The sequence below is a fragment of the Kribbella sp. NPDC104218 genome, from assembly GCF_055584105.1.
In genome coordinates this window covers 3,358,672-3,381,139 of record NZ_JBVJMQ010000001.1, presented here as the reverse complement: position 1 = coordinate 3,381,139, position 22,468 = coordinate 3,358,672, and the positions used below count along the sequence as shown (strand labels likewise).

At 69.7% G+C, this 22,468-nt stretch carries 22 protein-coding genes; 8 read left to right on the top strand and 14 right to left on the bottom strand.

Annotated elements, in window-relative coordinates:
• Positions 1 to 76: 76 nt before the first annotated feature.
• Genes ACZ6ZD_RS15890 through ACZ6ZD_RS15880 form a run of 3 tightly spaced genes read left to right on the top strand, consistent with a single transcriptional unit; the run spans position 77 to position 3,156 of the window.
• Positions 77 to 664, top strand: a complete 588-nt coding sequence (locus tag ACZ6ZD_RS15890) for a TetR/AcrR family transcriptional regulator (RefSeq protein ID WP_465672496.1) — start codon at positions 77 to 79, stop codon at positions 662 to 664.
• A gap of 6 nt (positions 665 to 670) precedes the next feature.
• A complete protein-coding gene (locus ACZ6ZD_RS15885; RefSeq protein WP_465672494.1) occupies positions 671 to 1,570 on the top strand; it encodes an ABC transporter ATP-binding protein in 900 nt (299 codons plus the stop codon).
• Positions 1,567 to 3,156: an ABC transporter permease gene (locus tag ACZ6ZD_RS15880; RefSeq protein ID WP_465672492.1), complete on the top strand. Its 1,590-nt coding sequence runs from the start codon at positions 1,567 to 1,569 to the stop codon at positions 3,154 to 3,156. Before ACZ6ZD_RS15885 ends, ACZ6ZD_RS15880 begins: the two co-directional genes overlap by 4 nt.
• A 107-nt stretch (positions 3,157 to 3,263) precedes the next feature.
• Here ACZ6ZD_RS15880 and ACZ6ZD_RS15875 read toward each other — a convergent pair whose 3' ends face one another.
• Together ACZ6ZD_RS15875 and ACZ6ZD_RS15870 are read right to left on the bottom strand one after the other, a co-directional pair.
• Positions 3,264 to 4,031, bottom strand: coding sequence for a DUF1206 domain-containing protein (locus ACZ6ZD_RS15875; RefSeq protein ID WP_465672490.1), 768 nt, complete (start codon positions 4,029 to 4,031; stop codon positions 3,264 to 3,266).
• A gap of 30 nt (positions 4,032 to 4,061) precedes the next feature.
• A complete protein-coding gene (locus tag ACZ6ZD_RS15870; protein WP_465672488.1) occupies positions 4,062 to 5,051 on the bottom strand; it encodes a stage II sporulation protein M in 990 nt (329 codons plus the stop codon).
• Positions 5,052 to 5,130: 79 nt separating this feature from the next.
• On the opposite strand from ACZ6ZD_RS15870, the gene ACZ6ZD_RS15865 reads away from it, so the two are divergent.
• From ACZ6ZD_RS15865 to ACZ6ZD_RS15855, 3 genes are all read left to right on the top strand, one after another.
• Positions 5,131 to 6,108: an RDD family protein gene (locus tag ACZ6ZD_RS15865; RefSeq protein WP_465672486.1), complete on the top strand. Its 978-nt coding sequence runs from the start codon at positions 5,131 to 5,133 to the stop codon at positions 6,106 to 6,108.
• 121 nt (positions 6,109 to 6,229) lie between these two features.
• Positions 6,230 to 6,976, top strand: a complete 747-nt coding sequence (locus ACZ6ZD_RS15860; protein WP_465672484.1) for a class I SAM-dependent methyltransferase — start codon at positions 6,230 to 6,232, stop codon at positions 6,974 to 6,976.
• Between the two features lie 53 nt (positions 6,977 to 7,029).
• Complete coding sequence (locus ACZ6ZD_RS15855; protein WP_465672482.1) at positions 7,030 to 7,761, top strand: DUF7691 family protein; 732 nt, start codon at positions 7,030 to 7,032, stop codon at positions 7,759 to 7,761.
• Here the strand turns inward: ACZ6ZD_RS15855 and ahcY are convergent.
• Positions 7,688 to 9,124, bottom strand: a complete 1,437-nt coding sequence (gene ahcY / locus ACZ6ZD_RS15850) for an adenosylhomocysteinase (RefSeq protein ID WP_465672480.1) — start codon at positions 9,122 to 9,124, stop codon at positions 7,688 to 7,690. The two genes, ACZ6ZD_RS15855 and ahcY, sit on opposite strands and share 74 nt — an antisense overlap.
• Positions 9,125 to 9,247: 123 nt before the next feature.
• Here ahcY and ACZ6ZD_RS15845 point away from each other — a divergent pair, with 123 nt between their 5' ends.
• Entirely contained in the window at positions 9,248 to 9,601 is a 354-nt protein-coding gene (locus tag ACZ6ZD_RS15845) for a MerR family transcriptional regulator (protein ID WP_465672478.1), read from the top strand.
• Between the two features lie 127 nt (positions 9,602 to 9,728).
• Here the strand turns inward: ACZ6ZD_RS15845 and ACZ6ZD_RS15840 are convergent, their stop codons facing one another.
• From ACZ6ZD_RS15840 to ACZ6ZD_RS15805, 8 genes are all read right to left on the bottom strand, one after another.
• Positions 9,729 to 10,688 carry a cation diffusion facilitator family transporter gene (locus ACZ6ZD_RS15840; RefSeq protein ID WP_465672476.1) on the bottom strand — a complete coding sequence of 320 codons (960 nt, stop codon included), beginning with the start codon at positions 10,686 to 10,688 and terminating at the stop codon, positions 9,729 to 9,731.
• 31 nt (positions 10,689 to 10,719) lie between these two features.
• Positions 10,720 to 11,892, bottom strand: a complete 1,173-nt coding sequence (gene manA, locus ACZ6ZD_RS15835) for a mannose-6-phosphate isomerase, class I (protein ID WP_465672474.1) — start codon at positions 11,890 to 11,892, stop codon at positions 10,720 to 10,722.
• Entirely contained in the window at positions 11,886 to 12,962 is a 1,077-nt protein-coding gene (locus ACZ6ZD_RS15830) for an SIS domain-containing protein (protein WP_465672472.1), read from the bottom strand. Before ACZ6ZD_RS15830 ends, manA begins: the two co-directional genes overlap by 7 nt.
• On the bottom strand, positions 12,959 to 13,165 hold the full coding sequence (locus tag ACZ6ZD_RS15825) for a Trm112 family protein (protein WP_171678099.1): 207 nt from the start codon (positions 13,163 to 13,165) through the stop codon (positions 12,959 to 12,961). Before ACZ6ZD_RS15825 ends, ACZ6ZD_RS15830 begins: the two co-directional genes overlap by 4 nt.
• A gap of 3 nt (positions 13,166 to 13,168) precedes the next feature.
• Positions 13,169 to 14,557 carry a phosphomannomutase/phosphoglucomutase gene (locus ACZ6ZD_RS15820; RefSeq protein ID WP_465672470.1) on the bottom strand — a complete coding sequence of 463 codons (1,389 nt, stop codon included), beginning with the start codon at positions 14,555 to 14,557 and terminating at the stop codon, positions 13,169 to 13,171.
• A 37-nt stretch (positions 14,558 to 14,594) separates the two neighbouring features.
• Positions 14,595 to 15,338 (bottom strand): ThuA domain-containing protein, encoded by a 744-nt coding sequence (locus ACZ6ZD_RS15815; protein WP_465672468.1) that lies wholly within the window; start codon positions 15,336 to 15,338, stop codon positions 14,595 to 14,597.
• The gene (locus tag ACZ6ZD_RS15810; protein WP_465672466.1) at positions 15,331 to 16,419 is read right to left on the bottom strand and encodes a Gfo/Idh/MocA family protein; all 1,089 of its coding nucleotides are present in this window, start codon (positions 16,417 to 16,419) and stop codon (positions 15,331 to 15,333) included. Before ACZ6ZD_RS15810 ends, ACZ6ZD_RS15815 begins: the two co-directional genes overlap by 8 nt.
• Positions 16,420 to 16,502: 83 nt before the next feature.
• Positions 16,503 to 16,949 (bottom strand): metallopeptidase family protein, encoded by a 447-nt coding sequence (locus ACZ6ZD_RS15805; RefSeq protein WP_465672464.1) that lies wholly within the window; start codon positions 16,947 to 16,949, stop codon positions 16,503 to 16,505.
• A gap of 31 nt (positions 16,950 to 16,980) precedes the next feature.
• On the opposite strand from ACZ6ZD_RS15805, the gene ACZ6ZD_RS15800 reads away from it, so the two are divergent.
• Positions 16,981 to 17,364: a DUF3499 family protein gene (locus ACZ6ZD_RS15800; protein WP_171678095.1), complete on the top strand. Its 384-nt coding sequence runs from the start codon at positions 16,981 to 16,983 to the stop codon at positions 17,362 to 17,364.
• On the opposite strand, the gene ACZ6ZD_RS15795 is transcribed toward ACZ6ZD_RS15800, so the two are convergent.
• The 3 genes from ACZ6ZD_RS15795 to ACZ6ZD_RS15785 form a co-directional block, all read right to left on the bottom strand.
• A complete protein-coding gene (locus ACZ6ZD_RS15795; protein WP_465672462.1) occupies positions 17,361 to 18,845 on the bottom strand; it encodes a DUF5719 family protein in 1,485 nt (494 codons plus the stop codon). The genes ACZ6ZD_RS15800 and ACZ6ZD_RS15795 overlap by 4 nt on opposite strands.
• Entirely contained in the window at positions 18,842 to 21,754 is a 2,913-nt protein-coding gene (locus ACZ6ZD_RS15790) for a glycosyltransferase (protein ID WP_465672460.1), read from the bottom strand. The genes ACZ6ZD_RS15795 and ACZ6ZD_RS15790 overlap by 4 nt, the downstream gene beginning before the upstream one ends.
• Positions 21,755 to 21,910: 156 nt before the next feature.
• On the bottom strand, positions 21,911 to 22,162 hold the full coding sequence (locus ACZ6ZD_RS15785) for a WhiB family transcriptional regulator (protein WP_171678158.1): 252 nt from the start codon (positions 22,160 to 22,162) through the stop codon (positions 21,911 to 21,913).
• Positions 22,163 to 22,468: the final 306 nt, after the last annotated feature.

Here is a 22,468-nt window from a genome sequence, read left to right as displayed (position 1 = left end):
CTCCGTCACCATCTTCCCGCTTGACTACACAGTCGTGTAGCGGTCTACTCGATTGTGTAGTCATCGAGGAGGCGGAATGAACGACGACCTGACCGCGCGGGCCCGGATCCGGGACGCCGCGATCAAGCTGTTCACCGAGCGCGGGATCGACGGCGCCTCGATCCGGGACATCGCGGCCGAGGCCGGCGTCTCGTCCGGGCTGCTGCGGCATCACTTCGGCTCGAAGGAGGCGCTCCGGCAGGCCTGTGACGAGTACGCGCGGGACCGGATGTTCCAGCTCGGCCGCGAGCTCGTCGACGAGGTCGGCCTGGAGAACGTCAGCCTCGCTTCGATCCAGCCGGTCTCGTTCCCGCTACAGACCTACCTGGCCCGCTCGATGATGGACGGCTCCGAGACGGCGGTCGCGCTGTTCCTGCAGACCGTGGAGTACGGCGCCGAATGGGCCCGGACGCACGGCGTCGACACCGACGACTACCAGGCCTGGTCGGCGGTGATCGCGGTGATGAAACTCGGCGTCTTCGTGCTCCGCGACCTGCTCGAGCTGGCCCTCGGCGAGGACATCTCCGCCCCGGCCGGCTACGCCCGGATGACCCGGGCCTTCGTCGACATCTTCTCCCAGCCCCTGCTCACTCCCGAGCAGGCCGATAACTTACGGAAGGACTGACCGACCATGCCCGCAGCGGCGATCAGCACGGAAGGATTGGTCAAGACCTTCGGGCGCACCCGTGCCTTGGACGGCCTCGACCTGTCGGTACGCACCGGCGAGGTGCACGGCTTCCTCGGCCCGAACGGCGCCGGGAAGACCACCACCATCCGGATCCTGCTCGGAATGACCCGACGGACCTCAGGTACGGCGCGCGTCCTGGACGCCGACCCCTGGTCGGATGCGACCGCCCTGCACCGGCGACTGGCCTACGTGCCCGGCGACGTCACGCTCTGGCCCAACCTGTCCGGCGGCGAGGCGATCGACCTGCTCGGCCGGATGCGCGGCGGGCTGGACAAGAAGCGCAAGACCGAGCTGCTCGACCGCTTCGACCTCGACCCGCGGAAGAAGGCCCGCACCTACTCGAAGGGCAACCGGCAGAAGGTCGCGCTGGTCGCCGCCTTCGCGTCCGATGTCGAACTGCTGCTTCTCGACGAGCCCACCTCGGGGTTGGACCCGTTGATGGAGGAGGTCTTCCGCGAGGTCGTGCAGGAGATCAGCGCAGGCGAGGGCCGAACCGTGCTGCTGTCCAGTCACATCCTGTCCGAGGTCGAGGCGCTCTGCGAGCGGGTCACGATCATCCGGGCCGGGCGCGCGGTCGAGAGCGGGACGCTGGCCGACCTGCGACACCTGACCCGGACGTCGATCCGCGCCGAGTTGGCCGGCCCGTCGAACGGTCTGGCCGCGCTCGCCGGCGTCCACGATCTGCAGGTCGAGGACGGGTCGGTGCGATTCGACGTCGACACCGACGCGATCAATCCGGTGCTGCGGCAGTTGACGGAGATCGGCGTCCGGAGTCTGGTCAGTCAGCCGCCGTCGCTGGAGGAGCTGTTCCTGCGACTGTACGAACCGGAGGCAGCGCGATGACGACGCTGGCCGGTACGGGCGGTCTGATGCGGTTGATCCTGCGTCGGGATCGGGTCGTGCTGCCGCTGTGGATCGTGGTGCTGTGTGCGATCCCGATGAGCTTCGCCTCGACGTACGGGGAGCTGTTCCCGACGGCGGAGTCGCGGCTGAGCTATGCGAACAACGCCGGGTTCATCACCTTGTACGGCGAACTCGAGGGGACCAGCCTCGGCGAGTTCGTCACCTGGCGGCTCGGGTTCGTGCCGTTGATGGTCGGGCTGATCGGGCTGCTGACGGTGATTCGGCATACCCGGGTCGAGGAGGAGAGCGGGCGGAGCGAGCTGCTCGGGTCGAGCGTGGTCGGGCGGCATGCCGGGTTGGCCGCCGCGTTGCTCACGACCTTCGGGGCGAACCTGGCGCTCGGCGTCCTGCTCGCGTTGGGGATGTACAGCCAGGACTTCACGTTGGCCGGTTCGTTTGCGCTGGGGCTTGAATTCGCTAGCTGTGGTTGGGTTTTCGCGGCGGTTGGCGCCGTGGCGGCGCAGTTGACCGCGAACGCCGGGACGGCGCGCGGGATCGCGATCGGGGTGCTCGGAGCATCGTTCGTCCTGCGGGCCGTCGGCGACACCAGCGCGCATACGGACGGGCCGCTGGCCTGGCTGTCCTGGCTCTCGCCGGTCGGTTGGGCGCAGCGCATCCATCCGTACGGCGCCAATCGGTGGTGGCTCGGGATTGTGTTGCTTGCGGCAACTGTTGTGCTCGTGGCGGTGGCGGTGCAGCTCGCCGTCCGGCGGGATGTCGGGTCCGGCCTGTTGCCGGCCCGGCTGGGCCCGGCCGAGGGGTCGTTGGGGTCGCCCTTCGGGTTGGCCTGGCGATTGCATCGCGGGCTGCTGCTCGCGTGGACGACGGCGTTCGCGCTGCTGGGGTTGCTGTTCGGCGGGGTGGCCGAGGGGGTCGGCGACATGATGCGCGACGATCCGAAGATCCAGGAGATGTTCCAGCGGATGGGCGGCGCGGCCGGGCTGATCGACTCGTACCTGGTCGGGGTGATGATGATCATCGGGCTGATCGCGTCGGCGTACGCCGTCCAGGCCACGCTGCGGTTGCGCGTCGAGGAGAGCAGCGGACGGGCGGAGCCGGTGCTCGCGACCGCGACCGGGCGGCTCCAGTGGGCTGCGAGCCATCTGGTCTTCAGCCTGTTCGGCCCGGCCGTCGCGTTGCTGGCGGCGGGGGTCGCGACCGGTCTGACCTACGGGATGGCTGTGGACGACACCGGTCACCAGATTGCTCGGCTGGTCGAGGCGGCGCTCATTCAGCTCCCTGCGGTCTGGCTGCTGGCCGCGCTGACCTTGGCCGTCTTCGGTTTGCTGCCACGCTTCACGCCGGCCGCCTGGGCCGGGCCGGCGATCTGCATCCTGATCGGCCTCACCAACGCGGGCGTCCAGGTGGCCGCCTGGGTCAACGACATCTCGCCGTTCCGGCACCTCCCCCAGCTCCCCGGCGGCCCCGTCTCAGCCACCCCGCTTCTGGTTCTGCTGGCAATCACCGCGGCCCTCGGCGCCGCCGGCCTGGTCGGTCTGCGGCGCCGCGACTTGCCGGTGGGTTGAGTATGCGTCGCGAACGACATGAGGTAGTCGACCTGTGGCGCGTCCCGCACGCCTGAGTCTGCCGACCACAGGCGATGCGGGGCCACCTCCTCATGTCCTTACCGACACTAGAGCTTGGCGTTGCGGGACCAGGCGAAGCAGTAGGCGCCGAAGGCGGCGATGCCGAGGGCCAGGACGGTGAGCAGGACGGAGCCGAAGGGCTGCTCCTTGATGGTGCGGAGGGCGGTGTCGAGGCCGCCGGCCTTGTCGGGGTCGTAGCCGATCGCGGCCCAGCCGAAGAGGGCGCCCACCACGACGAAGGCGACGCCCTTGGCGGCGTAGCCCACGCGGCCGAGCTGGACGGTCGCGTGCGAGACGCCGCCGACCAGGTCCTCGGTGAACTTCTTCGTGGAGGCCTTGTGCAGCTGGCGAACGCCGATCCCGATGATCACCAGACCGACGATCACGATCAGCACGCGACCGGCGCCGTTCTCCATCACCTTCGCGGTGAAGGTCTGCTGCTGGCCGGAGCTGGAGCCACCCGAACCGGTCGCGACCTTGACCGCGCTGATCCCGAGGACCAGGTAGATCACGGCCCGGCCCGTCGACGACACCCGCTTCTCCAGATCGAGATCGCCGTACGCGAGGTCGAGGACGCGCCACAGGACCAGCGCGAACAAGCCGACCGCGACGATCCAGAGCAGGACGCCGCCGAGCGGTTTACTCGCGAGCTCCTCGAGCGCGCCTTGCTGGGACGCCTCCTGCGACGACCCGCCCCAGGCGAGCTGGAGCGCGATCCAGGCGACGAGCAGGTGGACGACGCCGTACGCGATCAGGCCGACGCTGACGGTGACGCCGTACCACTGACTGTGTCTGACTTCCTGGGCGGACTTCATTGCGTCCCAGTGCCCGCGAGCAAACGGGTTTCAGGCCGAGATCGGCGCCGCGGCGTCCTGTTCCTCGATGTCGCCGGTCTCCCCGGCCCGCGCGGCACGGCGTCCCAAGATCCAGACGTAGGCGACGAAGCCGAGCTGACTGAGGACGCCGATCGCGACGCGGAACGGTGACGGGAAGTACGGCGTCACGTACGCCTCGACCACGCCGGTGTAGAGGAGGATCGCGGTCAGGCCGATCGCCATCGCGACCGTCGCGCGACCGGTCTGGGCCAGGGCTTGCATTCGCGTCCGCGCGCCGGGGACGATCCAGGCCCAGCCGAGGCGCAGGCCGGCCGCGCCGGCGATGAAGACCGCGGTCAGCTCCAGCAGGCCGTGCGGGGTGATCAGCGTGAAGAACAGTGTGCCCTTGTCGTGGCCGATCATCAGGCCGGCCGCGGTACCGAGGCCAATGGCGTTGTCCCAGAGGATGAGGATCGACGGGACGACCAGAATGCCGATGGCCAGGACGGCAGCGCTCAGACCGGCGTTGTTGAGCCAGACGTGCAGAGCGAAGTCCTGGGCCGGGTTCTCCGAGTAGTAGCCCTCGAAGCCGCTGTTGACGTACTGCTCGATCTCCGCGGGCGCGGCGATCGAGTCGAGCACCTCTGGGTGCGCGAGGATCCGCCAGGCCGACCAGGCGGCCACCAGGTAGAAGAGCAGGCCGATCGTGACCCACCAGCGTCTGGATGTGTAGAGCGCCGCTGGGAACGACACCAGGAAGTAGCGGGAGATGTCACGCCAGACAGGCGCCTGTGCGCCGGTGACGGCACCGCGGGCGTCTGCAATCAGACCGGACAGCCGGCCGATCGACACTGGGTCGGCGCCAGCAGCCCGGAGCGCGGACAGGTGAGTGCCGACGCGTTGGTAGAGCGTGACGAGTTCCTCGACCTCAGCTCCGGTCAGGCGGCGCTGCCGTCGGGTCAGATCCGCCAAACGGTCCCACTGCGGCTGGTGCACCGAAACGAATGCCTCGACGTCCACAACACACCTCCTCCCCTGGCTGACTCCCCTGCGCTGGCAGACTAGCCCTCCGAGGTGTCGTTGGAGGAGGGGGCAGGCTGTGTCTCAGTTGGTCACTGGCGAGGCGGTCGTCCTCCAGGTGCGGATCGCACGGATGCCGACGCGGGCGCTGGCATGCGCCATCGACGTGATCGTGCAGGGGATCGCGCTCGGTCTGATCCTGTCGATGCTGTTCGGCTTTCTGATCGGCACGGACTCCAGCGAGTCACTAGCGGTGGCGCTGATCATCCTGACCGTTCTGCTCGTGGTCGTCGGCTACCGGCTGGTGATGGAGACGCTGACCCGCGGCCGGACGCTCGGCAAGATCATCCTCGGCCTGAAGGTGGTCCGGGACGACGGGTCCTCGATCCGGTTCCGGCACGCGTTGGTGCGGACGCTGATGTGGTTCTTCGTCGACTTCGCGCCGTGGTTCGCGGCCAGCCCAGGCATTGTCGCGAGCCTGATGAACAAGGAAGGCAAGCGGATCGGCGACATGGTCGCCGGGACGGTCGTGATCCGGGAGCGGCACCAGCCGATGGCGTCACCGCCGCTGTTCGTCCCGGCGCAGCTCGTCCCGTGGGCGCAGTCGCTGGAGCTCTCGCAGCTGCCCGACGACCTGGCGAACACCGCCCGCGACTACCTGGCCCGCTTCGTCGAGCTGGACGTCGCCGCGCGCGCTGCGCTCGGTGAGACTCTCGCCGCGCGCATCGGCCAGCTCACCGCCCCCGCACCGCCGCAGCCGATGATCGCCCCGGCCTTCCTGTCCGCCGTCCTCGCCGAACGCCGTCGCCGCGAGCTCATCCGCCTGGCCACCGCCCGCCCGGTCGCCACCGGCCCCTTCGCCACAGCCCCAACCCCCACCAACCCGTACGCCGTCCCGGCCGGCCCCTTCGCCCCGCCCAACCCGTACGGCGCACTCCCCCCAACCCCAGCGCCCACCCCCTACCTCCCGCCGCCCCCGCCCGCCGCGGCCGCTCGCCCAGCCACGCACAACGCCCAAGGCTGGGCCGCCCCCGGCAGCGACTCCGGCTGGTCCTAGCCAACGGCGTACCGACCAACGGGTACAGGTCGCCCCGGCGGCTCCGACACGCCGTCGGCGCGCCGTCCAGGTCGGACCACTACCCGTTCGTCCGTCCGGGGTCGTGGGTACTGTTGCGACCATGTCGCAGATCGGATGGCAGGAATGGCTGGACCGGTGGGACGTGCAGCAGGCGGGTTACCTGCCGGATCGGGACGAGCAGTTCGAGTTGATGCTCACGATCGTCGAGCGGGTGGCGGGGACGCCGGAGCGGTTCGTCGACCTGGCGTGCGGGCCGGGGTCGATCAGTAGCCGCGCGCTGGCGCGCTTCCCCGGGGCCGAGGTGGTCGGCGTCGATCTGGACCCGTTCCTGCTGGAGATGGCGCGCAACACGACATCCGGCGCGCGGTTCGTCGAGGCGGACCTGCGGGTCGATGGGTGGGACGTCGTCCTGCCGGAAGGTCAGTTCGACGCGGTCTGCTCGGCGACGGCGCTGCACTGGCTCGACCCCGCTGACCTGGAGCGCCTCGCGCAGACGCTGGCACGCCGCATTCGGCCCGGCGGCGTGTTCATCAACGCGGACACCATGCGCCTCGGCCCGACCGAGGTCCCGCGCCTGGACGCTGTCGCCGTCGAGCTACGCGACGAGATCTGGGCGGCCTCACACGCCGCCGGCGTCGAGGACTGGGCCGCCTGGTGGGAGTCCGCCGCCGAAGAACCCGCCTTCGCCGACCTCCTCGCCGAACGCGACCGCCGCTTCGCCGACCGCTCCCGCACCCGCGAGATCACCCTCACCGACACCCTCGAGTCCTTCCGCAAAGCCGGCTTCGCCGAAGTCGCCGTCCTCGGCCAAGTCGCCGACAAACACCTCGTCACCGCCATCCGCTGACAACTTGCGGCCAGCCGGTCACCGGCCCGGCTGCGCGGCCCTAGCGTCGTCCCATGAGCCTGAGCCTGTCCGTCTTCGCCGTCGAACCGAACTTCCTGCGCGGAGCCATCGGCTCCCGCAACGATGCGTGGGTCCGGGGATGTGCCAAGTTCTGGCCGGGGCAGGACGAGTACTGGGCGGACGAGATCGCCGCCGGCGCACCGAGCGCTGCCGCGGCAACGCGGGCAGTCGTCGACGGCGGCCCGTTCGACGAGCGCTACGGGCACCACTACGGCTCCGCGTTCTACGACCTCTGCCAATTCCTGTTCACCGACTACCAGCAGAACAACGAGTGTTTCTTCAGCTTTCGCAGCGGTTGGCTGGTCGAGGTCGACAAAGGACTCCGCCAGCTCGGCATCACGACACCGCAGCTCGACGATCTCGTCTTCGCCGGGCTGCCTGCGCCGCTACCGAACTCCGAAGGCATCGGGTACGGCGAGTGGACGCCGGCCGACTGCCGGGCCGGGCTCGCACAATGGCAGGCGACCCCAGGCCCAACGGGCCGAGCTGCATCCGGAGGTCCTCGGCGCCGTCCAGGAGTGCGTCGGCTGGATGACCGACGCCGTCACCCTCAGCCAAGAGCTGCCGGAGGAGTACGGCCTCGCCGCTTTCCTGCTCTGAAACGGCAAGCGCCCCACCGGTTGGTGGGGCGCTTGGCGTGCGTGCGGTTGCTCAGTAGCGGTAGTGCTCGGGCTTGTAGGGGCCTTCGACGGGGATGCCGAGGTAGCCGGCCTGCTCCTTGGTGAGCTCGGTGAGCTTGACGCCGAGGGCGTCGAGGTGGAGGCGGGCGACCATCTCGTCGAGGTGCTTGGGGAGCACGTAGACCTCGGTCGGGTAGTCGGCGGTGCGGACGAAGAGCTCGATCTGGGCGAGCACCTGGTTGGTGAAGGAGTTCGACATCACGAACGACGGGTGACCGGTGGCGTTGCCCAGGTTCAGCAGGCGGCCCTCGGACAGGATGATGATCGTGTGGCCGTCGGGGAAGCGGAACTCGTCGACCTGCGGCTTGATGTTGACCCGCTCGACACCGGCGGTCTTGTACAGGCCGGCCATGTCGATCTCGTTGTCGAAGTGGCCGATGTTGCCGACGATCGCCTGGTGCTTCATCTTCGCCATGTGGTCGGCGGTGATGACGTCCTTGTTACCGGTGGTGGTGACGAAGATGTCGGCGATACCGACGACGTCGTCCAGCGTGGTGACCTGGTAGCCGTCCATCGCGGCCTGCAGCGCGCAGATCGGGTCGATCTCGGTGACGATGACCCGGGCGCCCTGGCCGCGCAGCGACTCCGCGCAGCCCTTGCCGACGTCGCCGTAACCGGCCACGACCGCGACCTTGCCGCCGATCAGGACGTCGGTGGCGCGGTTGATGCCGTCGATCAGCGAGTGCCGGCAGCCGTACTTGTTGTCGAACTTCGACTTGGTCACCGAGTCGTTGACGTTGATCGCCGGGAACAGCAACGCACCGGCCTTGTGCATCTCGTACAGCCGGTGGACGCCGGTCGTGGTCTCCTCGGTGACGCCCTTGATGCCCTGGCCGATCCCGGTCCACAGCTGCGGGTCCTCGGCGAGCGTGCGGGTCAGCAGCTTCAGGACGACGGCGTACTCCTCGGAGTCCGCGGTCGACGGGTCCGGGACGGCGCCGGCCTTCTCGAACTCGGTGCCCTTGTGGACGAGCATGGTGGCGTCGCCGCCGTCGTCCAGGATCATGTTCGGGCCCTGCTCACCCGGCCACTTCAGCGCCTGCTCGGTGCACCACCAGTACTCCTCCAGCGTCTCGCCCTTCCAGGCGAAGACCGGGACGCCGGTCGGGTTGTCGACGGTGCCCTCCGGGCCGACGACGATCGCCGCGGCGGCGTGGTCCTGGGTGGAGAAGATGTTGCAGGAGACCCAGCGGACGTCGGCGCCGAGCGCGGTCAGCGTCTCGATCAGCACCGCGGTCTGGATCGTCATGTGCAGCGAGCCCATGATGCGGGCGCCGGCCAGCGGCTTGCTGTCGCCGTACTGCGCGCGCATCGCCATCAGACCGGGCATCTCGTGCTCGGCCAGCCGGATCTCCTTGCGGCCGAACTCGGCCAGCCCGAGGTCCGCCACCTTGTACTCGAACGTCATACCGCTCCCCTGAAGCCGTGTGGTGAGTGCTACCTAAGTTCCCTGCCTGAGCCTAGAGGGCCGAGCACAGTGGTTTGATCGCTTCACGGGCGTTTTTGACACCGAAATGTCAAGATTGTTCCCATGCGCATCACCGAAGCCGCGAAACGCCTGGGCACCACCCCCCGCATGCTGCGCTACCGCGAGGCGCTCGGCCTGCTCCCGCACTCCCGGGCCGGCTCCCAGCGCCAGTACGACGACCGCGACCTGGCCGCCGTCCAGCTCGCTCTCGACCTCGAACGCCGCTACGACGTCACCCCCGCCGCGCTCGCCTTCGCCCTGCGCGCCCTCGCCGAACCCTCGGTCGCCGCCGACCTGCGCAACCTCGGCTACCGCACCGGCAAACTCACCACCCCACCCACCCAGTCCCAGATCGACCGCGACCGCGCCCTCCGCTGGCTCGGTCGCTCCGGCGTCCTCCCACCCAAACCCCGCTGACGCCGGGAAGGGAAGGAAGGAAAGACGAAAGAAGAAGGAGCCGGCCGAGGCCGGAGGCGGGGCCGGGTGGGAGGGGTGGGCGTGCGAACGCCCCCTCCGGTGGGTGGGAGGGGGCGTCAGCGAGGGGTTAGTGGGAGGGGGCTTCGGGGACGGCGGGGCGCTCGTCGCGCTGGTAGTTCTCGGTGTAGATGTCGGGTTCGAGGTAGACGTGGACCGACATCGGTTCGGCGGCGCGGATGGCCTGCTCGGCGGCGTTGATGGTCTGGGCGACGACGGCGCTGTCGGCGGTGGGCTCGACGGCGAGTTTGGCCGCGACCAGGACCTCTTCGGGGCCGAGGTGCAGGGTCTTGATGTGGATCAGGCGCTGGACGCCGGGGGTGTTCTGGATGGCGTCGACGATCTTCTGCTGGGCCTCGCGGGTGGCCGACTCGCCGAGCAGCAGCGACTTCATCTCGATCGCCAGGAAGACCGCGACGCAGACCAGCAGCGCGCCGATCGCCATCGAGCCCGCGCCGTCGAAGACGCCGTTGCCGGTGGCAAGCGTCAGGATGACGCCGATCAGCGCCAGGATCAGACCCATCAGCGCGGCGAAGTCCTCGAGCAGGATGACCGGCAGCTCGGGTGAGCGCGCGTTCCGGATGAACCGCGACCAGGACGCCGTACCGCGGACCTTGTTCGCCTCGACGATCGCCGTCCGGAAGGAGAGCGTCTCGAGGACGATCGCGACCGACAGGACGACGACCGGGACCCACTTCCAGTTCTCGATCGGGTGCGGGTCGTGGATCTTGTGCCAGCCCTCGTAGAGCGCGAACAGCCCACCGACGCTGAACAGCACGATCGCGACGATGAACGAGTAGACGTACCGCTCCCGGCCGAAGCCGAACTGGTGCAGCTCGTTGGCCTGCCGCTGGGCGCGCTTGCCGCCGACCAGCAGCAGCACCTGGTTCCCCGCGTCGGCCAGCGAGTGGATCGCCTCGGCCAGCATCGAGGCCGACTGGGTCAGCCCCCAGGCGGCGAACTTCGTGATCGCGATCCCGGTGTTCGCCAGCAACGCCGCCACGACGGCCTTGGTTCCGCCACCTGCCATGGTGTTCAGGTCCTCCGCAGTAAAAGAAAAATCAGGGCGCGGACACGACGAACGCCGTGCCGGAACCACGCAGGTTACAGGGTCCTTCGGGTCCTCGAGCGAACGCCGACTGTCCGGCCGCCAACGTCACACCGGGATAGGTGCCCCCGGCCCCGACCTCGACCGATCCGGCCACACAGCAGACGATCCGCGGCCCGGCCCCGGTGACCGCCTGTTCACCGCCGTCCAGGTCGACCCGGCGGACGGCGAAGTACTCACAGCCCGTCTCGTACGCCGACACTCCGTCACCGATCGGCGTCGCCGTCAGCACCGGATCGGCGAGCGGCTCGAAGTCGATCACCGACACCAGCTCGGGGACGTCGATGTGCTTGCTGGTCAGCCCGCCGCGCAGCACGTTGTCCGAGTTCGCCATGACCTCGAACCCCAGCCCGCTCAGGTAAGCGTGCACATTGCCGGCCGGCAGATACACCGCGTCGAACCGCTCCAACCGCACCCGGTTCAACAGCAGAGCAGCCAGCACGCCGGGGTCGTCGGGGAAGTCGGCGCACAGCCGCGCCAACGTCTCCACCTCTAGCTTGTACGCCGAACCGGCGTACTGCGCGCAGGCCTCACCCAACGCCGCAACAACCGGCCGAATGCTGTCCCGGTCGCTGCTCATGAAGCCGGTGAAGGCCTCCTGCAGCTTGCCGTCCCGCAGCGCGGCGGTCAGCTCGTCGAACCCGACCGGCGCCAGCGCCTCCAGCAGCGCGACCGTCGACTCCAGCGGCCGGAACCCGACCAACGCGTCGAACGGCTCCAGCGCGACCAGAATCTCCGGCTTCGGCCAGGCGTCCTTGTAGTTCCGGTCCGCGGCGTCGCGCGGAATCCCGGCGGCCTCGTCCCGTGCGAAGCCGTCGATCGCCTGCGCCCGCGACGGGTGCGCCTGGATGGACAGCGGCTGCCCAGCGGCCAGCAGCTTCGCCAGAAATGGGAAGCGCCCTTCGAACCGCTCAGCCGTCTCCGCACCCAGCACCTGCTCGGCGGACGCCGAAACCTCGTCGTACAAGGTCGCACCGGACGGCAGCACGGACGGCGCCGACTCGTGCGCACCCATCCACATCTCGGCCTGCGGCTGCCCGTCGGCCGGGACGCCGAGCAACGCCGGCAGCGCGGTCGTCGAGCCCCACGCGTAGTCGCGGATCGTGTTCTGCAGCGGGACTACCACGCCGGGTCCTCCGAGGGGATGCCCGGCTCGGCCGGCGCATCGTCGACAGCAGTGCCGTACCGGCCCAGGCCAATGCCGAGGTACGCCGCGGCGTACCGGCCGTGCTGAGTCAGAGCGGCGTACCGGGCGATGTCCGTCCTGTCGGCCTGCTTGACGACATGCACGCGCACCTCGTGCCGCTCGGCCTTCGTCGCCAGCTTGTTACGGGTCTCGGTGACGGCGGTGTCGGCCAGACCGTCGTCCAGGATGATCAGCGCGGGGCGCAGTTCCTCCGCCTGGTCGAACGGGTCGGCGAACAGGTCACGCGGCGGCTGGTTGAGCACCGGTAGCAGGTGACCGGCGTCCGCGGCCAGCGCGGGCCGGCCACTCGCCAGCCGGATCGCCTCGACCACACGACGCGCAGCACGCGCGGCCAGCACAGAGCCGCCCCAGACCAGCGGCAGCGCGTCAGCCAGCACCAGCGCAAGCTCTTTGGCCGGGTTGGCCGAGACGTCATTGTTCGGCGAGCAGGCGATCGCTACGTCGTCCAGCGTGGCCGCAACGGCCTTCGCGTCGACAACCGGGCCAAGCTCCATCTGGTGCAGCCCCTGCAGGACGGCGACCGCAGCGGCCAGCTGGTCATCGGACTGCGACGGCAGCCGGATCGCATGTCGCAGACCGGCGGAAGCGATCGCGACCGGCGAGTCCTCCGGTGCGGCGACCATCAGACCGCAGCCGCGGCGCGCGGCCTCGGCAGCAGCCGACACCGCGTCGTTGTCCTCGGACTGGCCGCCCAGCACGATGACGAGATCCAACGGACCAGCCCAGCCCGGCAGGCCCGGCCCGGGCCACGCGACGAACGGAACCGGGCAGACCGGCTCCAGCACCGCCCGCACCAGCCGCGCATCGCGACCGGCGGCCACAATGGCCCGCGGCCGGAAACCGTCCGAGTCGAGCCGGGACAGGACGTCGTCCGCTGCCTCCAGCTCGGCCCGCACCCGCGCACCGGCCATGGCGAGCCGCCGCAGCAGGTGGTCGGTCGCCTGCAACGCGGCCGGGTCGTCCAGCCGCGAGTCGTCGAAAGCACTCATGCCTGGCTCGCGGTCTCCTCGGTGCGGGTGTCCCGCGCCTCGTCGATCAGCAGCACCGGGATGTCGTCGCGCACCGGGTACGCCAGGGCGCAGCCGGTGTTGGTGCAGACCAGCTCGTTCGCCTCGTCGTCCACCCGGAACTCCGAGCGGCACTTCGGGCAGACCAGGATGCTCAGCAGGTCGGGGTCCAGATTGACTGCCATGGGTCAGTTCTCCTTCTTCACCGGGCTACCGGTGATCAGGGCCAGTACTTCGTCGCGGACGCGCTCCATGGCGGCCCGGTCCGCCGCCTCGACGTTCAGCCGCAGCAGCGGCTCGGTGTTCGAGGCACGGACGTTGAACCACCACTCTGACGCGGACACCGTCAAACCGTCCAGCCGGTCCAGCTCGATGCCGTCCCGGTCGCCGTAGGTGTCCTCGATCGCCGCGACGGTCGCCGCCGCGTCGTCGACCGTGTTGTTCAGCTCGCCGGACGCGACGTAGCGCTCGTACACGGCGAACAGCTCGCTGGCCGGCCGGTCCTGCTCACCCAGCGCGGCCAGCACGTGCAGTGCGGCCAGCATGCCGGTGTCGGCCCGCCAGAAGTCCTTGAAGTAGTAGTGCGCCGAGTGCTCGCCGCCGAAGACGGCGTCCGTCTCGGCCATCTTCTGCTTGATGTTGGAGTGCCCGACCCGCGTCCGCACCGCGACGCCGCCGTGCTCGGCGACCAGCTCCGGCACCGCCTTGGAGGCGATCAGGTTGTAGAGGATCGTCGCGCCCGGGTGCTTGGCCAGCTCGCGGACGGCGACCGCGCCGGTGATCGCGGACGGCGAGATCGGGTCGCCCTTCTCGTCGACGACGAAACAGCGGTCGGCGTCGCCGTCGAAGGCCAGGCCCAGGTCGGCGCCGAGCTCGCGGACCTTGGCCTGCAGGTCGACCAGGTTCTTCGGGTCCAGCGGGTTGGCCTCGTGGTTCGGGAAGCTGCCGTCCAGCTCGAAGTACATCGGCACGATCTCGACCGGACCGGACGCGAACACGGCCGGCACGGTGTGCCCGCCCATCCCGTTCCCGGCGTCCACGACCACCTTGAGCGGCCGGATCTTGGTCAGGTCGACCAGGTCGTGCAGGTGGTCGGCGTACGCCGTCAGCAGGTCCTTCTCGCGGATCTTGCCCGGGACGGCGGTCGTCGCCGGCCCCTCGGCCAGCGACTTCTCGACCAGGTCGGCGATATCGCGCAGCCCGGAGTCCGCGCCGACCGGCGCGGCGCCGGCCCGGCACAGCTTGATGCCGTTGTACTGCGCCGGGTTGTGGCTGGCGGTGAACATCGCGCCCGGCAGGTTCAGTCGGCCGGACGCGAAGTAGAGCTGGTCGGTCGAGGCGAGCCCGATCATGATCACGTCGGCGCCGGTGCTCGCCACGCCCTCGGCGAAGGCGGCCGCCAGCCCGGGGCTGGACGGCCGCATGTCGTACCCGACGACGACCGCCCCAGCACCCGCGAGGACGTCCAGGACCTCGACGAACGCCGCCCCGGTCGCCCGGGCCACCGACTCGTCCAGCTGCTCCGGGACGACCCCGCGAACGTCGTACGCCTTGAAGATCGCCGCAACGTCAACCATGCGTGGACCCTATCCGGACCACGCGCCAAACCGTATTTCAGGCTCGCTCGAACCAGCCCGTGTCCTTGCGGTGGTGCACCTCGGGCAGCTGCCGCGGGCTGGTCGGGGCGGCCCAGCCGACCGCGTTCGCGATCACCTGCTGGACGCCGTCGTGGTGGTAGGTCGGGAACTCCTGGTCGCCGGGGCGGAAGTAGAAGACCCGGCCCTGGCCGCGCCGGTAGGTGCAGCCGGAGCGGAACACCTCGCCACCGCTGAACGAGCTGATGAAGACCAGCTCGTCCGGCTGCGGGATGTCGAACAGCTCGCCGTACATCTCCTCGCGGTCGATCACCAGCGGGTGCGGGATGCCCCGGGCGATCGGGTGGCCGGGAGCGACAGTCCAGATCAGCTCACGGTCGTTCTCGGCGCGCCAGTCCAGCGAGCAGGTGGTGCCCATCAGCTTGATGAAGATCTTGCTGAAGTGCGCCGAGTGCAGCGCGATCAGGCCCATACCGGACAGGACATGCTTCTGCACGCGCTCGACGACCGCATCGTCGACCTGGTCGTGCGCAGCGTGCCCCCACCAGGTCAGTACGTCAGTCTCGGCCAGCACCTCCTCGGTGAGGCCGTGCTGGTCCTGCTGCAACCAGGCGGTCCGGACGACGACGTCCTGAGCCAGCTTCGCCCGCAACGCGGAGGCGATCGTTTCGTGCATGGTGTCCGGGTAGAGCTTGCGGACGGTCTCGTCGCGGCCCTCGTGGACGTTCTCGCCCCAGACGGTCACGCGGATCGGTTCAGCCATGGAGTACTACCTCTCGTCCCGCCTTCGCCGAGGCGTAGCAGGCGTCGATGACCTCGGTCCGCAGCAGCGCTTCGGACCCGTTGTGCCCTTCCCACTCACCGCTGCGGACGATCCGGACGAACTCGCGGACCACTCCGCGGTGGCCGAGCCCGGCGCCGGTCGCAGGTCGCACCTCGGCCGGGATACCGGCCACATCGGTGAAGATCCGCAGGGTGTCGTCGTTGGTGTAGTTCTGGACGTCGATCTTCGCGCCGCCCTCGGTGCCGAACAGCTCGATGCCGAAGTTGTCCCCCGGCGCCCGGTACGTCGCCCAGCTGGTCTCCAGCTGCAGTGCGCCGCCGCCCTCCAGCCGCAGGTACGCCGTCGCCAGGTCCTCCACCTCGAACTTCGAACCGAGCGTGTCGACGGTCGGCCGCTCCGCACTGCTCACACTGCCCCGGCCGCGCGGGCCGAGCTCGGCGAACGTGTTCGCCGACACTGTGGTCACCTGCGGCTCGCCCAGCAGGTGCAGCGCCATATCGAGGATGTGGACGCCCAGGTCGATCAGCGGGCCGCCACCGGACAGCTCCCGGTTGGTGAACCAGCCGCCCATCCCGGGGATGCCGTTGCGCCGCATCCAGTGCGCCTTGGCGTAGTAGATCCGGCCGAGCTGGCCCTCCTCGATCTGGTGCTTCAGCGCCACCACGTCACCACGCTCGCGGTGGTTGAAGATGACCTTGAGCACCTTGCCGGCCTGCTTGGAAGCCTCGACCATCGCAGTGCCCTCAGCCACGGTCCGCGCCAGCGGCTTCTCGCAGAGCACATGCAGCCCGCGCTCCAGCGCCGCCAGCGCGATCGGAGCGTGCAGCTGCGTCGGCGTACCGATGCTGACCGCGTCCAGCCCTTCGGTCTGGAGCAGGTCCTCCCAGTTCTCGTAGAGATGCGGGACGGCGTGCTTCTCACCCAGGCTGGTCAGGAGGTCCTTCTCCAGACCGGCCAGCGCGATCACCTCGGCGTCCGGCAGCTCCGAGAACGCCTCGAGCGCCGTCCGCCCGGCGAACCCGAGCCCGACTACTCCCACCCGCAGCTTTTGATCGTTCATAGCTGACGATCCTCCTCGCTGACAACGACGGACACAATCAGCTTTCCACACTACGGAACAGGATCGAACGGAACGTGCGGGGTTCAGTCCTCGTCGGCGTCGAACTCCGGGTCGATCTGCTCGGGTGACAGCGCGAGGACGTCGGCCAGCTCCAGCACCAGCGCGGAGCGGACCAGCCAGGCCAGCCCGGCGCCGGACCGCTCGGCCCGCAGCTCGATCGGACGCCGGAAGACGACGATCCGGTACGGCTCGTGCGAGGTGCCGCCGGTGGCGTGCGTGAGCGGGATCTCGGTCGCGTCCAGGTCGAGATTCGGGACGTCCTCAATGGCGAACTCGACCCGGGCCACGACCTGCGGGAGCCGTTTCTCCAGTCGTGTCACCTCGATCGCGACCACCTCGTCGAACTGGGCAGCGGCGGAGCGTTGCAACGGCAGACCGCGCGGCGCGAAGGAGCTCGGCCGGCTGATCGGGCCGAGCATGCCGCGCCCATGGCGGTCGATGTGCCTGCGATGACGGCGAGCCTCGGTCACACGCTCAGCCTAGTGGGGGTAACGTCTGGTCGTGAGCATCGCCAGGATCTGTTCGCGCGCCGCCTGTCATCAGCCGGCCGTTTCGACGCTCACCTACGTCTATGCCGACTCGACCTGCGTCCTCGGTCCGCTCGCGACGTACGCCGAACCGCACTGTTACGACCTCTGCGCCGACCACGCCGACCGCCTCACCGCGCCGAACGGCTGGGAGGTCATCCGCCTCGCTCCGGACCCGGCCGCGGCCGGTCCGTCGTCCGACGATCTCGAGGCGCTGGCGAACGCCGTCCGCGAGGCGGCGCGCCCGCTGCCGCGCCGCGAGCCCGGCCAGGACGTACCGGGCGCACCGGTCGAGGTGGCCCGCCGCGGCCACCTGCGCATGCTGCAGGACCCGGGCGCCAACACCTCAGAGGGCTAGCTCCCCAGCGCGGCCCGGACGTCGGGCTGCGCGCCCAGCTGAGCCCGGAAGACCAGCGACGTGTTCAGCGGCCAGGCAGCCACCTGAGCCACCGCATCACTGTCCGCCTTCGCGCCGGGCATCAGCGTGACGCCTGCGATCAGCGAGCCGCGGGTCTGCTCGACCGTCAGGTAGGTCGGTTTGGTCTGCGCCTTGAGCTGGATCGGCGTGGTCGTGCCGCCCGAGACATCCACCGCGCGGGTCTGCAGCACCTTGCCGCTGGCGTCCCGGAGCTCCAGCTTGAGGCTGGCGGGCTTCTCCAGCGCGGTCAGCTGCAGGTTGGCGGGCTGCGCGTGCGGCGGCAGGACGACGTACCCCGGGCCGCGGAGCGGATCCGACGAGCCGACCGAGGCGAAGTCCCCACCGCTCTTGTCGACCGTCCGCACCGAGGCGGTGATCGGCTGGTCCGACGTCAGGCTGATCGCGCTGGCGTCGCCCTTCAGCACCGCTTGGAGCGGAATCGCGACCACCGCGCCGGCCGGGAGGCGGACGTTTTCCTGACCGGCCGGGTTGAACGGGCCGTTCGGGCCGTTCACCGTGATGCCGATCGTCGCCTGCAGGTCGGTTGGGTTCACCACGACGAGCGTCCGGGCGCCGCCGCCCGGCGCGACGGCCGGGACGAACACCTTGTTCGCCGGGGTGGCCGACGGGCCGATCCAGTCGACGCCGCCGGGGCTCTTGTCGGCCTTGGCCGCGTTGCTGCGCAGCGCGGGCGCCACGCGCCCACCGGTCGACTCGACGTGCAGCGCGAGGTCCTTCTGGCTGCGCGCGAACTGACCGAGGAAGACCTCCGTCGTCGCATGCGCGGCGACGACGATGCCCCGGGTCGCCGGGAGATCCAGCTGGCCCTTGTTCGAGTAGATCGTGACGTTGACCGCGGCGTTCACGCTGTCCAGGTTGGTGAGCGTCAGGACGTCGCGCCGCTCGTTCGCCGTCGACGCGCCGACGAACCAGAAGTCGGAGCCGGGCGCCTGGCACGGCGCGCTCGCCATCCCCTGGTTCGCACCGGTCGTCGCCGTCGCCGTGCTGGTGCCGACCGTGCCGGCCGCGAGCGGGCCGGTGCCGACGATCGACAGCGTCTTCGGCTGGGCGGACGGCGTGGTGGCGGCGATCTTGTTACGGACGAGAACCGACCCGACCGGCGCCGGCTCCTTTCCGAGGGGGGTGATCGACAGCGGCTGCTCGTCGCCGGACGCCGTCGGCGTGCCCTCGGGCAGAGTCGGCGCGACGGCGTTCACCACGGCGGTCTGCTTACCTGCGGTCAGCGCCGGGCAGGCCAGCGCCGCCCGGTTCACGACCGAGCGGGCCGGGGACTGCGCGGCCGCCTGGGGCGAGACATCCGCCCGCTTCGGCTGCGTGACCACAGCGACCCCGCCGATGGCAGCGATCGCCAGCACACAGATGCCGAGCCGGGCGCGCGGATCCGACAGCAGGCCGCTCATCGGTCTCTCCTAGCGTGGGTGCCGTGCGGGACGGCGACAGTCCGCCGGACGGTCGGCAGACAGAAGACCAGCGCGATGATCCAGCCGATCAGGCCGAGGATGCGCCAGAAGCTATGGGTGACGTCCTTGAGCGGCGACTCGCCCGTACCGGCCGACCTGTCCACCAGCCAGGAGGCATCCCCCTCGTTGGCGCTGGCACGCGTCAGACCGGGCAGCGAGTCCAGAGTCGACTGCAGCGTCGCGTCGACCGGCGCCGGGAGGTAGACGTAGTCGACCGCGAGCGCGGCCAGCTGGCGGCCCTCCTCACCTGAGCCGCCACCGCCGAGTGTCGAGAGGACGTCGGTGATCGGCTTGGTCTGCTCGGGTTTCGGCGCGGCCTCGATCGCACCCATCCGCGGACCGCCGTCCTTGACCAGGGTGTACCGCATCGCACCACCGGTCGCCTTGCGGACGACGAGGATCGAGTTGTCCGTCGGCGGCCCCTGCGCGGCTACCAAGTACGCCGGTAGGTCCTGAACCGGGCCACGGAACAGCGGCCCATCCATCCCGCGGACGAGCCAGAAACCAGAGGTGATGATGGTCGTGACCAGAACCAGGCCCAGCACACCCTGCGCGATGAGATCGCTCGTCTTGCCCACGGCGTCCCAAGCGACCGTGACGGCGATGATCCAGCCGGCGGTCATCAAGAACATCAGCGGGCCGCTGCCGCCACCGAGCCGGCTGGCGACCAGCACACCGACCAGACCGGCCAGCGCGGCCGCCCAGCCGAGCAGCTCGTACCGCTGCCGGGACTCGCGCACCAGGCTGACCAGAGCGACCAGAATCAGCGGCAGCGCGAACCACCAGGGCGTCGGCCCGCCAACCGGCGTACCGGTCAGGAGGTGCGCCAGGCTGTCGCCCGGACCGATCGCAGCCGTCGGACGGCCACCAGCCTCCTGGCCGAGCAGCGACGGGTGCAGCACGAGCTGAATCGTCCACGGCAGCACCAGCACCATGCCGAGCACAACAGAGAAGACCAGCTGACGGCCCTGCCGCCGCCAGCCCAGGCCGAGCACCGCGCCGATGACCAGAGTGACGCCGACCAGCACACCCAGCGCCGGCGTGAACACGAACAACACGGCCTGGCAGATACCTGCGAACCATGCGGCTCGCCAGCTGCCCTGAATGATCACGCGCCGCCGCCGAGCCACAGTGTGCACCGCGGCGCCGAGCAGCGGCAGCACGATCGCCGCGACGACCGTCCCGAGCCGGCCTTGGGTGATCGCGCCGTTGGTGAAGACCGCGATGCCGTACGCCGAAGCGCCCCACGCTCGCGCGACCCGATCGACGATGAAGGACCGCAGCAGCGCCCAGGCCGCCAAGCCAGCCAGCGGGACCGCACCGAGCAGCAGAATGTTGGTCGCACCCGATGGGCCGAACATGACCGTTGAGAACGCCCAGAACTGCCCCAACCAGGCAGGCGGCGTCACACCGGGCGGTGCGGACGCAGCCGCATGCCACAGCGCGCCCAGGTTCTCGTGTGCCGGGAGCAGCAGGTTCGACCGCAGTACGCCGCTGCCGATCAGACTGCGGGCCGCAACGAACGAACCGAGCGCCAGCACGACCCACGCGACCAGGAACGGCCGACGGATCAGCTGACGGCGCCAACGCGGCTGGTCGACCGCTACCCGCGCAGTGCTCTTCGCACGCCGGGCGGTCGTGACGACCTGCTCCTCGGGCTCATCCGCCCAGGCCTCGCGGATCCGCTCGGAGATCGTGCCGGTGGTCTCCTCCAGGTTGTGACGCAGCGCGTTCACCGACCGGGAGAAGAGGCCCTTGATGTCGTCGTACGGGACCCGGTCCACACTGCGGCGGTCCTTGCGGGCCTGCGTCCAGCCGCCGGCCAGGACGGTGCCGAGCAGCGCCGTCCACTCGTCGACGGCGCCGGACGGCGTCTTACCGAGCAGGAACCAGACCGAGCGCAGAATCGTGCCCAGCAGGAAGCGCAGGATCAGCAGCGGCAGCAGCTTGCCCGGTGCGTTCGCCAGGACGGTGTAGTAGGCGTGGGCGCGGTCGAGCTGGTAAGCATGCCGCCGCGTGCCCGCCAGGGCCCGCTCACCGGTCGCAGCGGCCTGTGCGTGATAGACGACCGCATCAGGCGCCACCGCGACCTGGTAGCCGGCGCGGCTCGCGCGCCAGCCGAAGTCGATGTCGTCGCGGAACATCGGCAGCCGCGGGTCGAACCCACGCAGCGACTCCCAGACGTCGCGACGGACGAGCATGCCGGCCGAGCTGACGGCGAGCACGTTCCGCGGCTGGTCGTGCTGGCCCTGGTCGAGCTCGCCGCTCTCGATGCCGGTGTCGCGGCGGCCGCCCAGCGATGTCGTGACGCCGACCTCGAGCAGCTCACGATCCCGCGGCCAGAGCCGCAGCTTCGGCCCCCAGATGCCGACGTCGGGCGCGGTAGTGGCCTGGAGCAACAGCTTCTCCAGGGCCTTCGGCGCCGGCGCGCAGTCGTCGTGGAGCAGCCAGAGCCACTCGACGACCGGGATCTGCGCGTCGTCGCCGTACGGACCGTAGGGCGACGGGATCGGCGCGAAGCCGACCGCCTCGACGCCGCGGGAAACCGCCGTCCCGAAACCCGTCCGGGCCGAGACGCTGACCACCGGCTCGACGCCGGGCATCGACGCGAGCAGCTCGGCGGTCTCGTCGGTGGAGCCGGTGTCGACCGCGATCAGCCGGTCGGGACGCGGGTTCAGCGCCCAGAGCGCCTCGGACAGCCGCGGCAACCAGGCGGCGCCCTCGTGCCCGACCACCACCGCGGTGACGACGTGCCGGATCCGCGGGCGGCCCATCGGGTCGTCGATGTGGTCGGTCGGGAAGTCGACGGAGTCGAAGAACTCCCAGCCGGCCGGAGCTTCTTGTTCCATGCGGCGCAGTGACACCTCGGTCGGTACGGACGGTCTGGGTCACCATACAGCCGCCTCGGGAGCCTTCGGAAAAGCCGCGGGCCCCGGTGGACAGGTAGTCCCCAGGGCCTCGCGGAAAGATCGTGTGAAGTTGTGTGGCGGCTTCTGCTCAGACCGTCAGACGGCCCTCTTCTTCAGCTTGCGACGCTCACGCTCCGACAGCCCGCCCCAAATTCCGAAGCGTTCGTCGTTGTGTAGTGCGTACTCCAGGCACTCCCCGCGGACGTCGCACCCGAGGCACACCTTCTTCGCCTCGCGGGTTGACCCGCCCTTCTCCGGGAAGAACGCCTCTGGGTCGGTCTGGGCGCACAACGCCCGTTCCTGCCAGTTCGGCTCCTCCTCGATCGCCTCACCGTCGACAATCGCCATCAGGCTCTCTGTCACGGTCCGACCTCCTCGACCCTGTTCGTTCCCCTGTACATGTGGGTTTGCGGTCCACATGCCTGACCTCGTCCGTCCTGCGCTCTGCAACGGTCCCCGATACCGAGTGTCCAACGAACGACACGGTTGAAATTACATTCCTGCAATGCACGAAAGTCAAGCCGTGGTCTGCTATTGGCATCATCCGCAACATGGCTGCAAAACAACGAGAGGCCTGTGTACACAGGCCTCTCGTCATCATGTGGTAGCGCATGAAGTTCGCTGAACTTGTTTCAGCTCTGCCGCATCGGGTAA